Source organism: Clostridium sp. (assembly GCF_047718555.1).
GTDB lineage: Bacteria > Bacillota > Clostridia > Clostridiales > Clostridiaceae > Clostridium_I.
In genome coordinates this window covers 60,356-73,144 of sequence record NZ_JBDNRK010000017.1, presented here as the reverse complement: position 1 = coordinate 73,144, position 12,789 = coordinate 60,356, and the positions used below count along the sequence as shown (strand labels likewise).

The 12,789-nt window shown below is 31.7% G+C and carries 11 protein-coding genes; all 11 read left to right on the top strand.

Annotated features, from left to right (window positions below):
* Nucleotides 1–298: 298 nt before the first annotated feature.
* Nucleotides 299–1,324 (top strand): ABC transporter substrate-binding protein, encoded by a 1,026-nt coding sequence (locus ABF633_RS08985; RefSeq protein WP_415523361.1) that lies wholly within the window; start codon nucleotides 299–301, stop codon nucleotides 1,322–1,324.
* A 260-nt stretch (nucleotides 1,325–1,584) separates the two neighbouring features.
* Nucleotides 1,585–2,814 (top strand): radical SAM protein, encoded by a 1,230-nt coding sequence (locus tag ABF633_RS08980; RefSeq protein WP_415523360.1) that lies wholly within the window; start codon nucleotides 1,585–1,587, stop codon nucleotides 2,812–2,814.
* 312 nt (nucleotides 2,815–3,126) lie between these two features.
* A complete protein-coding gene (locus tag ABF633_RS08975) occupies nucleotides 3,127–3,999 on the top strand; it encodes an AAA family ATPase (protein ID WP_415523359.1) in 873 nt (290 codons plus the stop codon).
* Nucleotides 4,000–4,081: 82 nt separating this feature from the next.
* The gene (gene metK, locus ABF633_RS08970) at nucleotides 4,082–5,317 is read left to right on the top strand and encodes a methionine adenosyltransferase (protein ID WP_415523358.1); all 1,236 of its coding nucleotides are present in this window, start codon (nucleotides 4,082–4,084) and stop codon (nucleotides 5,315–5,317) included.
* 104 nt (nucleotides 5,318–5,421) lie between these two features.
* Nucleotides 5,422–6,453: an ABC transporter substrate-binding protein gene (locus ABF633_RS08965; RefSeq protein WP_415523357.1), complete on the top strand. Its 1,032-nt coding sequence runs from the start codon at nucleotides 5,422–5,424 to the stop codon at nucleotides 6,451–6,453.
* A 340-nt stretch (nucleotides 6,454–6,793) separates the two neighbouring features.
* Entirely contained in the window at nucleotides 6,794–7,828 is a 1,035-nt protein-coding gene (locus tag ABF633_RS08960) for an ABC transporter substrate-binding protein (RefSeq protein WP_415523356.1), read from the top strand.
* Nucleotides 7,829–7,862: 34 nt separating this feature from the next.
* Nucleotides 7,863–8,696, top strand: coding sequence for an ABC transporter ATP-binding protein (locus ABF633_RS08955; protein WP_415523355.1), 834 nt, complete (start codon nucleotides 7,863–7,865; stop codon nucleotides 8,694–8,696).
* Between the two features lie 14 nt (nucleotides 8,697–8,710).
* On the top strand, nucleotides 8,711–9,493 hold the full coding sequence (locus ABF633_RS08950) for an ABC transporter permease (RefSeq protein WP_415523354.1): 783 nt from the start codon (nucleotides 8,711–8,713) through the stop codon (nucleotides 9,491–9,493).
* A gap of 210 nt (nucleotides 9,494–9,703) precedes the next feature.
* On the top strand, nucleotides 9,704–10,738 hold the full coding sequence (locus ABF633_RS08945; protein ID WP_415523352.1) for an ABC transporter substrate-binding protein: 1,035 nt from the start codon (nucleotides 9,704–9,706) through the stop codon (nucleotides 10,736–10,738).
* Nucleotides 10,739–11,006: 268 nt separating this feature from the next.
* Nucleotides 11,007–11,804 carry an ABC transporter ATP-binding protein gene (locus ABF633_RS08940; protein ID WP_415523351.1) on the top strand — a complete coding sequence of 266 codons (798 nt, stop codon included), beginning with the start codon at nucleotides 11,007–11,009 and terminating at the stop codon, nucleotides 11,802–11,804.
* A 98-nt stretch (nucleotides 11,805–11,902) separates the two neighbouring features.
* Nucleotides 11,903–12,760: a hypothetical protein gene (locus ABF633_RS08935; RefSeq protein ID WP_415523350.1), complete on the top strand. Its 858-nt coding sequence runs from the start codon at nucleotides 11,903–11,905 to the stop codon at nucleotides 12,758–12,760.
* Nucleotides 12,761–12,789 lie beyond the last annotated feature (29 nt).

Genomic DNA, 12,789 nt, shown 5'->3' with positions numbered 1-12,789 from the left:
AACATAGAACTCTCACTGATGGAATGATACGCTTATTCACGGGTATTAATGACTCGTTAGAGTCACTTCCCAGGAGAATTACATCTATCTTCTATTCAGGAGATATTATAACATTAATATTTACTAGTATGATTTCCCGTTAAGGGATAAATAGAAAACTAAGTTAGATGAGATTAGTACACCCTATCGGGTAGAAAATCTTCGAATAAATTAAAAGAAATGAGTTTTAATGTTCGTTAGAAATTTAGATAGTTCTCTATTGAATATTATGACTACATTATACAAGGAGAATATAAAAATGAAAAAGAAAAAGTTGTCTTCAATCGCAATAATTATTTTAGGAATAATGTTAGTAGTAACAGGATGTGGAAAGGCAGGAACCAAAGCAGCATCTAGTAATGAGAAGCAAACTTTAATCCCCGTTAAGTTTGGAGTAGGAGGTTCTGGTACTCTTCCATATCTCTTTTTAATTGCAAATGAAAAAGGTTTTTTTGAGAAACGTGGTATCAAGCCAGAACTTACTACTTTTGCTAATGGTGTTGAAACACTGAATGCAGCAGTAGTAGGTCAGGTTGATGTTGGAGTTGCAGCGGATTATGCAGTACTTTCAAGGCTTAGCAGCGGAGATTTAAGAATTATAAGCTTTGCTCAGCAAGGTAAACCGGAAAATTCTAAACTTGTTGCATTACCTGGGATTAATTCTCCGGAAGATTTAAAAGGAAAATCCATAGGACTTCAAAAGGGTACTGTAGATGAAGTTGTAGTTTATAAATATTTAGAAAAATTTAATATAAAGCAAGATGAAGTAAAGAAGCAAGGTCTTGGTTCTGCATCTGAAGTTCTAGCAGCTTTTTCAAGAGGAGATGTGAAAGCAGCATTTTTTGGGGCAGCTTGGCTTGATAAGGCTTTAAAAATTCCTGGAGCAAGGGTCATAGGCAGCCAGAAAGACATACCTTTTTCGTCACGTGCTTTTATTGTAACGACGAATAAATTATTAAAGGAAAAACCTGATGCGGCTAAAAGGATGCTATTAGCTTTAAATGATGCTGTAAAATTTAGTGAAACAAATCCAGATGAGGCTGCACAGATTCAAGCGGATAAATTAAAAGTACCTAAGGAAAGTCTTGAAAGGCAACTTAAGGATCAAATTAATGATATACGCCTTAGCAGTGAAGATATTAAGCAATTGAAGGATGTTTATGATTATGCAACAAGTAACAATTTAATTAAGGGAGGTTTCGATTTAAAAGATAAAATTGCAACTGAACCTTTAAAACAGGCTCTCCCATCAAAATTTACTTATAATCCTGATGATTTAAAATAGAGATTAGATTACTTAAATTAATCAAAGATTAGTGGTAGAAACTTTTTAAAAATTTATATAAAAACAAACTTCTATTTTAGTATTGACAAATAGATTAATAAATCATATATTAATATAAAACACATATGTATACTAAGAATTAGTTGACTAGAGGAACTGGAGACTAAGTTTATTTTTAAAAATGAACTTAGTTTTTTTTATTAAATCTAAAATTTTACAAATAAAGGGTCATAAATGACTAGGGGGGGAGAAATTAAAAAATGAGTAATGAAAAATTAGAATTAAAAAACAAATTATACAGAGAAGTAGAGTTAAAGAATGCATTGGCAGTTGAAGGAATTAGATTTGATCCAAGTATTTTTAAAGAAGATCTGAGAAATAACAAGAATCTGTCACAATCTCATAATTGTATGGATTTTTCATTAGACAATACGGAAAAATATGAAGTACCTTTAGGCTTTCGTCTTGAAAATGGATTTGGGGTATTTTTAAATAAAAGTAGTAAGTCACCTTATTATATAGAAAAAGAAGAAGATGATTTTTATATTTTAAAAGAGGGAGTAAGATTATCAAAATTAAGTTTTCTTAAGCCACCTGAATTTTTCTCACAAAAAACTTCTGATGGTGTATTAATGAAAACTATAGCCATGGCATCTGGAGACTTTAGATATGGTGATAGACAGATGGTAATTGCATATAGTAACGAATGTGCCTTAAAAGATAAAGGATTGGACTGTTTATTTTGTAATATAAATGCTACAAAAGATAGATTTGGAGAAAAGGAAGGTATTAAGTGGAAATATCCAAAGCAAATAGCTGAAACAGTTAAGGCAGCCTATGATGAAGGGCTAGACCATGTAACTATTACTGGTGGCTTTATACCAGAAAGAAGAGAGGTTGATTACTACTTGGATACGGCAGAAAGTATTCAAGAAGCCTTAGGAAGACGGGATTTTAATGGTACAGCATGTATTGGAGCACCAGCTGATTTATCAGTTATTGAAAAATATAAAGAGGTTGGTTTTAGTACAATAGCTTTTAATATGGAAGTTTGGAATAAAAAGTTTTTTGATGCAATATGCCCAGGAAAGGGTGATGCAGCATGCGGTGGTGGCCATGAACATTGGGTTGAGGCAATAAAGTATGCAATAGAGGTATTTGGCTTTGGAAATGTTAGGAGTAATTTTGTAGCAGGACTTGAACCAAAGGAATATTTACTGGAGGGAATTGATTATCTTTCCTCATTGGGGGTAGTGGCTACAGCATCAAGTTGGGTCCCTAATATTGGTTCTAAGTTTGAAGGACATCGTACGCCAACGCCTGAATGGCATTGGGATGTAGTTAAAAGAGTAACAAATATATTGAGAAAGAATGGCATCACTTATGAACAATTATATAAAGCTACTCCAACTACATTTATCATACATGATTTGTATCGTATAGAGGATGAATTATTGCCAGACTTTGAAAAGCATATAGTACTTAATTAAGTATAGAAATATTAGTTAAATATTAAGTTTTAAGGTGTATTTAAAGAAAATATAATTTTTATTAACAGGATTAGGTATTGATTCTGTTAACTCACAGGCTATATTTGTCTTAATTATCTTAAAAAATATATATAAATTTATGTTTTAGTATTGACAAATCTATCAATAAGTTATATATTTATATAAAACATATACGAATACTAAGAATTAGTTGACCAGAAAAACTGGAGGCTAAGTTTTATTTTATTAAGATAAAGCTTGGCCTTTTTTATTTATTAAATTTAAAACCTTATAAAGAAAGGAATATGAATTATGGCAAAGAAAACAAAGCATATAGCTATCTATGGAAAAGGCGGCATTGGTAAATCAACTACTACTTCCAATATCAGTGCAGCTTTAGCAGAAGCAGGCTATAGAGTAATACAAATTGGATGTGATCCTAAAAGTGATTCCACTAATACTCTAAGAGGAGGAAATTATTTACCTACTGTATTAGACAGTCTAAGGGAAAGTAATCATGTAAAATTAGAAGATATTTCTGTAGTTGGTTTCGGTGGAGTGTTATGTATTGAAGCAGGTGGACCAGTGCCAGGAGTAGGATGTGCAGGAAGAGGAATAAATGCGGCAGTTTCTCTACTTCAAGAATTAAATGTATTTGAGAAGTATGAAGCAGATTATGTGTTATATGACGTTTTAGGTGATGTAGTATGTGGTGGATTTGCAGTACCAATAAGAGATGGAATAACTGATAGAGCCTATGTAGTAAGCTCATCAGACTTTATGGCTATATATGCTGCTAATAATCTCTTTAAAGCAATAAATAAATATGCTCCTTCAGGTGGAGCAAAACTTGGAGGAGTTATTGCAAATGGTTTAACCGCAACTTATTCAGAATCATTAGTAAATGATTTTGCATCACGAACAGGCACAAAAGTAGTAGGATATGTTCCACGTTCTTTGGTAGTTTCTCAAAGTGAATTATATGGAAAGACTGTAATTGAAGCTAATCCTAAATCAGAACATGCAGACATTTATAGAAACTTAGCAAAGTTTATAGCAAATGATGAAGATTTAAATGTTCCAAATCCATTAAATGTTACAGAATTAAGAGATTGGGCAAGAGATTGGGGAGATAAAATATTTAAATTAGAGTCTGGCGAGGTAAGTGGAGCAGAAGCAATATAATATTTATATATAAATATGGTATAAAAGAGAGTTAATGAGAGGGTAAATATATATTAAATTTAAAAATGGAAGGTGATTTAAAATGGGAAGATTATTTACATCAGAATCAGTTACTGAAGGGCATCCAGATAAAATTGCAGATCAAATATCTGACTCAATACTAGATGCAATAATCGAAAAAGATCCTAATGGTAGAGTTGCTGTAGAAACTACAGTTACTACAGGTTTAGTTTTATTAGTAGGGGAAATATCTACAAGTGCTTATGTAGATATTCCTAAAATAGCTAGAAAAACTATTGATGAAATAGGATATAATCGTGCAAAATATGGTTTTGATGCTAGTACTCTTGCAGTATTAACATCAATAGATGAGCAATCCGCTGATATAGCATTAGGAGTAGATGAAGCTTTAGAATCAAAATTAGGAGAAAAAGATGAGATTGAAGCTATAGGTGCTGGAGATCAAGGAATGGTTTTTGGTTTTGCTACAACTGAAACGCCAGAATATTTACCAACACCAATAGCATTAGCACATAAACTTTCAAGAAGACTAACAGAAGTTAGAAAAAATGGTACACTTAAATATTTAAGACCAGATGGGAAAACTCAAGTAACTATTGAATATGATGAAAATGATAAACCTGTTCATGTAGATACTATAGTAGTTTCAACACAACATAGTCCAGATGTTAGCTTAGAACAAATAAAGGAAGATATTGTTAAAAATGTGATAAAAGTTGTAGTTCCAGAAAACTTATTGGATGATAAAACAAAATATTTTATAAATCCAACAGGAAGATTTATAATAGGAGGTCCACAAGGAGATTCTGGATTAACAGGTAGAAAAATTATAGTAGATACATACGGTGGCTACGGAAGACATGGTGGTGGTGCATTCTCAGGAAAAGATCCAACAAAGGTAGATAGATCAGGAGCCTATGCTGGAAGATGGGTTGCAAAGAATTTAGTAGCAGCAGGAGTTGCAGAAAAGCTAGAAATAGAAATAGCATATGCAATTGGAGTTGCAAGACCAGTGTCAATTACTGTAGACACTTTTGGAACAGGAAAAATTCCAGAAGAAAATATAGTAGAGATAGTAGGAAAAGTATTTGATTTGAGACCTGCAGCTATTATAAGAGAGCTTGATCTAAGAAGACCTATATACAAGCAAACAGCAGCCTATGGGCATTTTGGGAGAACTGATATAGATTTACCATGGGAGAGGCTTGATAAAGTAGAAAAAATAAAAAAATACTTAGAAACCGACTATTCAGATAAGTTTAATAAAGATACTATTAGTACAGTTACGCATATTTAATAGGCTGAAAAGAACTTTAAATAGAGCTTAATAGAAATGTCCTAGAGTATTGGAGTGAATTATAGTAAATTTAACATAAAGTAAAAGTATAAGGGGCAGAACAAATGAAAAATAAAAAATTATCATTAATAGCAATATTTATAGTAGGAATAATGTTAATAGTTACAGGCTGCGGAAATAGTAGTGCAAAAGCTTCAGCTGATAATAGTGCTAGTGGAAAACAAAGTTTAATCCCTGTAAGATTTGGTGTAGAGTCAGCGGTATTTTCTACGCAATTTCAGATAGCAAATGCAAAGGGTTTTTTTACTAAAAACGGTATACAACCACAGTTAGTTACTTTTTCTTACGGTATTGATACTATAAATGCAGCTTTGGCAGATCAGGTTGATGTAGGACTTGCAGCAGATTTCGCAGCACTTTCAAGGTTCAGCAGTGGAGATTTGAGACTTTTAAGTTTTATCAGCAATGGTAAAGCTGAAAATACTAAGTATGTGACACGTGATGGTATAACTTCTCCAGAGCAATTAAAGGGAAAGCCAATTGGAGTTGCAAAGGGTACTGTAGGTGAGTATGCTTTAGCAAAATATTTAGATAAAAATAATATAAAACCAGATCAAGTTAAAATACAAGGTTTCACAGCAAATGCCGAGGAAATAGCAGCATTTTCAAGAGGTGATATAAAGGGAGGTTTCTTTGCTGGAGTTAATCTTGACAAAGTTCTTCAGACTCCAGGTGCTAAGGTTATAGGGACTCAAGCTGATATACCATTCTCATCCCGTGCTTTTTTAATAGTAAAAGATAAGCTTTTAAAGGAAAAACCAGAAGCAGCTAAAAGAATTATATTGGCTTTAGATGAAGCAACAAAATATATAAATGAAAATCCAGAAGCAGCAGCTGAAATTGAAGCTAACATAATTAAAGCACCTAAGGATAGTGTATTAAGAGAAATAAAAGACTATACTTTTGATATTCGTCTATCTGATGAGGATGTTAAGCAATTGAAGGATGTTAATGATTATGCTGTAAAGAGTAATTTGATTAAAGGTGGTTTTAAATTGGAAGATAAAATAGTAACTGATCCATTAAAGCAGGCTCTTCCATCAAAACTTACGTATAAGGCTGATAATTCTAAGTAATATACTGCACTATAAATTAAAAAAGTTATTTTAAATTAATATTGTTAAATGTAATGAAGGGAAGAAGTACATTAATTAAAATTTTTAGAGAGAAGTTCTCAAAGGCTGAAAGGAACTTTAAATGGAGCTTAATGGAAATGCATCCTGGAGCACTGAATTGAATTATAGTAAATTCAAGTAGGTACGCCTGTTATAGCGTAAAAGTATTGTTGTACTTTGTTATGTGATATCATGTTTTATTTATATATGATAATTAGAGTGGAATAGCAGAAAAGTCTGCCTCTGTTTAAGAGGTAGACTTTTTTGTTTGAAATAAAAATGAAAAAAAGGAAGTGTAAAAATGAAAAATAAAAAATTATCATTAATAGCAGTACTTATAGTAGGAATAATGCTAATAGTTACAGGTTGCGGAAATAGTGGTGCGAAAGCCTCCGCTGATAATAACGGTACTAATGGAAGTCAAAAGGCAATACCAGTAAGATTTGGTGTAGATGCAAGTGCATTTTCTGTAGAATTTCAAGTAGCAAATAAAAATGGCTATTTTACTAAAAATGGTATACAACCACAATTAGTTAATTTTTCTTATGGTATTGATACTATAAATGCAGCCTTAGCAGATCAGGTTGATGTAGGACTCGCAGCAGATTTTGCAGCACTTTCAAGATTTAGCAGCGGAGATTTGAGACTCTTAAGTTTCCTCAACACTGGTAAAGCTGAAAACACCAAGTATGTAGCACGTGATGGTATAACTTCTCCAGATCAATTAAAGGGAAAGCCTATTGGAGTTGCCAAAGCTACCGTAGGTGAGTATGCTTTAGCTAGATATTTAGAAAAAAATAATATAAAACCAAATGAAGTTAAAATACAAGGCTTTACATCAAATGCTGAGCAAATAGCAGCATTTGAAAGAGGAGATATTAAAGGAGGATTTTTTGGTGGAGTTGATCTTGATAAAGTACTAAAGACTCCAGGAGCTAAGGTTATAGGGAGTCAGGCCGATATACCTTTTCAATCACGTGGTTATTTAATAGTAAAAGATAAGCTTTTAAAGGAAAAACCAGAAGCAGCTAAGAAAATAATATTGGCGTTAGATGAAGCTGCAAAATTTATAAATTCAAATCCAGAACAGGCTGCCGAAATTGAAGCTAATATAATCAAAGCACCTAAGGATGGTGTATTAAGAAATTTAAAAGATACTACTCAAGATATTCGTTTAAATGATGATGATGTTAAGCAATTGCAAGATGTTTACGATTATGCTGTAAAGAATAATTTAATTAAGGGTGGTTTTAATTTAAAAGATAAAATAGTAACAGATCCATTGAAGCAAGCTCTTCCATCAAAACTTACATTTAATCCTGATAATCTTAAGTAGAGGTTTATAGTATAAATTTTAGGGGGATGGTAAAATGGCAAAGGAAAATTCAATAGTAATTGAGCATTTAAATAAAAGCTATAATGAATCATCAAAAAATGAATCCAAGTATGTTTTAGAGGATATTAATCTTAATCTGGATGGCGGACAGTTCTTTATCCTGTTAGGACCAAGTGGCTGTGGTAAATCAACCTTGTTAAATATAATTGCTGGATTTATAGAAAAAACTGAGGGCAATGTGCTTATAGGAAATAAAAAAGTTGATAAGCCCGGTAGAGAAAGAGCAGTAGTATTTCAGCATCCAGATGCTTCACTTTTTTCATGGCTTAATGTTAAAGAAAATGTGGAATTTGGTTTGAAAATGAAAAGAGTAAGCAAAGAAGAGAAAAGTAAGATATCCAGTAAATATATAGAACTAGTTGGATTGACAGGTCACGAAAAAAAATTTCCTCATGAACTTTCAGGTGGTATGAAACAGAGAGTTCAATTGGCAAGAGTGCTTGCAAATGATCCACAAATACTATTGATGGATGAGCCATTTGGAGCTTTGGATGCACAGACAAGACGTATTATGCAGAAAGAACTGGTGAGAATATGGCTTGAAACCAAAAAAACTGTTGTTTTTGTTACACATGATATTCAAGAAGCTCTTATATTAGGACAAAAAATAGGTATTATGTCGAAGTCACCTTCTGCCAGCATCTATAAAATTTATGATGTTGATTTTCCTTATCCAAGGAACATAACAAGCAGTGAATTTAATGAGCAGTATAGAAAACTTTTAGGTGAATTTGAAGAAGAATCAGCATATGCTCAGCCAAAGCTAGAAAAAAATCACTATTATCAACCAAAAGTAAGCGTATTGTAATTAGGAGGTAACATATGAAGTATTTTAGTAAATTACTAAAGTTAGGAATAGTATCTTGGGTTTTTATAATTGTAATATGGGAGATTGCTTCACTTTTTTCCAGACCTGATTTTTTACCGGGACCCGTAGCAGTTATAGCAGGTGGAAAAGAATTAGTTAATGATGGAAGTTTATTTAAATTTATTCTTATAAGCTTTCGCAGGGTTCTTACAGGATGGGCATTGGGAAGTCTTGTAGGTATACCAATTGGCTTGTTAATTGGAAAGATAAAAGCTGTGAAAGCTTTTATAGAACCTATTCTAAATTTCTTTAGATTTGTTCCTGCAATTGGTTTTATAACACTATTTATATTGTGGTTTGGTATTGGTGAAGCAGGAAAAATTGTTTTAATAATGTATGCAACTACTTTTATTGTTATGTTAAATACATCTATAGGAGTAGCTAATATTCAGGAGGAAAAGATAAGAGCAGCAAGATGTTTAGGAGCATCAGAAAGTCAAATACTATTTAATGTTATAATACCTGCTTCTGTTCCTCATGTTTTTACAGGTGTAAGACTGGCTATGGGTAATTCATTTGCAGCTATTGTAGGAGCTGAAATGCTTGCTGCAAATGAAGGAATAGGTTATCTTATATGGACTGCCAGATTGTATTTTAAAACTGAATGGGTATTTATTGGGCTAATTTCATTGGGACTTATGGGTTTTGTTACAGATAAGGTTTTAGGAGTTGTGGCAGGATCAGTTTTCAAGAATTATGGAGTTAGCAGCAAAGGTGGTTTAAGGAGAGCAGCTTAATGGATAAAAAGTAAATTTATATATTAATTGGTATCATCATAAGCTGCATCAGCAAGTATGACAAAAGTATCATATTCAAGTCATCCTTTGTTAAAATATTTTGGGCTTTTAGCGAAAACATTATACCACAAAATGATGACTTGTTTAATTTTACAATTATTGTTATTTAAAAACTTAATTAAAATAAAAACCAAAAAGAGGCAGGAAAAAATGAAAAACAAAAAATTATCATTAATAGCAGTATTTATAGTAGGAGTAATGTTAATAGTTACAGGTTGTGGAAATAGCGGTGCAAAAGCTGCTTCTAGTAATGGTAGTGGAAATACAAAGCAAAATTTAATTCCTGTAAGATTTGGTGTAGATGCAACTGTATTTTCTATAGAATTTCAGATAGCAAATCAAAAAGGTTATTTTGTTAAAAATGGTATACAGCCACAATTGGTTAATTTCTCTTATGGTATTGATACTATAAATGCAGCTTTGGCAGATCAGGTTGATGTAGGATTGGCAGCAGATTTTGCATCTCTTTCAAGATTTAACACTGGTGATTTGAGACTTTTAAGTTTTCTTAATATGGGTAAAGCTGAAAATGTTAAATACGTGGTACGCGATGGTATAAATTCTGTACAGCAATTAAAGGGAAAATCAATTGGAGTTCAAAAGGCTACAGTAGGTGAGTATATTCTAGCTAAATATTTAGATAAAAATAATATAAAATCAAACGAAGTTAAAATACAAGGCCTTGCATCAGATGCTGAGGAAATAGCAGCATTTGAAAGAGGAGATATCAAAGGAGCATTTTTCGGTGGAGTTAGCCTTGATAGAGCATTGAAAACCCCAGGAGCTAAAGTTATAGGAAGTCAGGCTGATATACCATTTATACAGCGTGGTTTTTTAATAGCCAAGGATAAACTTTTAAAGGAAAAACCAGAAGCAGCCAAGAAAATATTATTGTCATTAGATGAGGCGGCAAAATTTATAAATGAAAATCCTGAGGAAGCAGCTAAAATTGATGCTAATATAATTAAGGCACCTGAAGATAGTGTATTAAGACAGTTAAAAGATACTACTGAGGATATTCGTTTAAGTGATGATGATGTTAAGCAATTGTATGATGTTTACGATTATTCTACAAAAAATAATTTAATTAAGGGTGGCTATGATTTGAAAGATAAAATAGTAACAGATCCACTAAAGCAGGCTCTTCCATCAAAACTTACATATAATCCTAATAATTTTAAGTAAGCTGATAGTGGCCATGGTTTTTTGTTATAGATAATATTTTAGTATTTTAAGAAAGATTATCTGTAAAAAAAGTTGAATTGCGGTAAAATCTGCCTCTATTTAAGGGGTGGATTTTCTTAATTAGTGTTTAAAGTATAACATTTGATAAGTTGTAATTAGTTTTATTTAAAAAGAGAAATGAAAATATAAAAAGACTTAATAATTTGAATAAGTACATATTAATATTAGTTCATTAGAATTTATAATTTATTTTGGGGGGGATTATAAAATGGGAAAAGATAATTCAATATTAATTGAGAATTTAAATAAAACTTATAGTGATGAGTGGTCAGAAGGTGAATCACAATATGTAATTGAGGATATTAATCTTCATTTAAATGGTGGTGAATTTTTTATTCTGTTAGGACCAAGTGGCTGTGGTAAATCCACATTATTGAATATAATTGCAGGATTTATTGAAAAGACTAATGGTAAATTAGTTGTAGATGATAAAGATATTAATAGACCAAGTAGGGAAAGAGCAGTAGTATTCCAACATCCGGATGCTTCACTTTTTTCATGGCTTACGGTAAAAGAAAATGTGGAATTTGGCTTAAAAATGAAAAAAATTAGTAGAGAAGAAAGAAGTAAAATTTCAAATAACTATATAAACTTAGTTGGATTATCAGGTCATGAAAAAAAATTTCCATATGAGCTTTCAGGTGGTATGAAGCAGAGGGTTCAACTGGCAAGAGTATTGGCAAATGATTCTAAAATTCTATTAATGGATGAGCCTTTTGGAGCTTTAGATGCACAGACAAGAAGAGTCATGCAGAAAGAATTAGTGAGAATATGGGGTGAAACTAAAAAAACTGTTATTTTTGTTACTCATGATATTCAAGAAGCAATTTTATTAGGACAAAGAATAGGAATTATGTCTAAATCGCCATCAGCTAGAATTTATAAAACTTATGATGTTGATTTGTCTTATCCAAGAAATGTAACCAGCAGTAAATTTAATGAGTTGTATCAAGATTTATTATATGAATTTGAAGAGACAGTTGATAAAGGTGGTGAAAGAATTTAAATATAAAAAATGCAAATAAACTTAGATGTTTATTATTTTAATAATAAAATAAATAATATAAGATTACTAGAAATGATTTATATGGAATTAGGAGAAATATGGACAAGATAAGAGATTTATCGAAATGGATAGAAAACAATATAAAAAGTTATATTAACAATTCTAGCGACAATTCATTGGGTGATAAATTTAATGAAAAAGCAATATCAGGACCTTTAATTGGTTTTTCTAATGGAAATGATTCATATTATAAAAGACTTAAAGATGATATTGGTGAATTTTACTGGACGCCGTTAGAGGCATTTAAGGAAGTTTATCCCGAAGCAGAGGTTACAGCTAGTGAATTAACTGTTATATGTTGGGTTATGCCCTATGCTGAAAATGTTAAAAATGATCATGATAAGGATATCTGTTATCCTTCTGAACGGCTAGTAATGGCACGTATTAACGGAGAAAAAGTTAATTTAGGGTTGGGAAAATATTTGAAGGAACTTTTAATTAACTGTGGATATGAAGCTTTAATACCTTCATGTTCTTCAAGTTGGAAGGTTGAAAAAAGTCAAAAATATGAATTGGCAGCGACTTGGTCGGAAAAGCATGCAGCTTTTGTATCTGGATTAGGTACCTTTGGATTATCTGGTGCTCTTATAACTAAAGCTGGAATAGCAGTAAGACTTGGTTCTATCATTGCTAAAATTCCTCTTCCAGTAACTGAAAGGGAGTATATCAGACATAATGAATATTGTTTATTTTATTCAAAGGGTGTATGTAAAAAATGTATGGAAAGATGTCCTTCGAAATCTATCAGTGAAAAAGGTCATAATAAAATTAGATGTAGAGAGCATATTCACAAAGTAGTAGCAAATTATACAAAAGAACATTATAATACATCTGTATCACCATGTAGTTTATGTCAAACAAGAGTTCCATGTCAGTCTTCCATTCCAATAATATAAATATAGTCTAAAAATATATGATAGATTTT

Excerpts from the sequence above, each read along its gene's own strand:
- ABF633_RS08955 (WP_415523355.1), top strand. The coding sequence starts at position 7,863 with ATGGCAAAGGAAAATTCAATAGTAATTGAGCATTTAAATAAAAGCTAT.
- ABF633_RS08965 (WP_415523357.1), top strand. The coding sequence starts at position 5,422 with ATGAAAAATAAAAAATTATCATTAATAGCAATATTTATAGTAGGAATA.
- ABF633_RS08975 (WP_415523359.1), top strand. The coding sequence starts at position 3,127 with ATGGCAAAGAAAACAAAGCATATAGCTATCTATGGAAAAGGCGGCATT.
- ABF633_RS08950 (WP_415523354.1), top strand. The coding sequence starts at position 8,711 with ATGAAGTATTTTAGTAAATTACTAAAGTTAGGAATAGTATCTTGGGTT.
- metK (WP_415523358.1), top strand. The coding sequence starts at position 4,082 with ATGGGAAGATTATTTACATCAGAATCAGTTACTGAAGGGCATCCAGAT.
- ABF633_RS08980 (WP_415523360.1), top strand. The coding sequence starts at position 1,585 with ATGAGTAATGAAAAATTAGAATTAAAAAACAAATTATACAGAGAAGTA.
- ABF633_RS08960 (WP_415523356.1), top strand. The coding sequence starts at position 6,794 with ATGAAAAATAAAAAATTATCATTAATAGCAGTACTTATAGTAGGAATA.
- ABF633_RS08940 (WP_415523351.1), top strand. The coding sequence starts at position 11,007 with ATGGGAAAAGATAATTCAATATTAATTGAGAATTTAAATAAAACTTAT.
- ABF633_RS08985 (WP_415523361.1), top strand. The coding sequence starts at position 299 with ATGAAAAAGAAAAAGTTGTCTTCAATCGCAATAATTATTTTAGGAATA.
- ABF633_RS08935 (WP_415523350.1), top strand. The coding sequence starts at position 11,903 with ATGGACAAGATAAGAGATTTATCGAAATGGATAGAAAACAATATAAAA.
- ABF633_RS08945 (WP_415523352.1), top strand. The coding sequence starts at position 9,704 with ATGAAAAACAAAAAATTATCATTAATAGCAGTATTTATAGTAGGAGTA.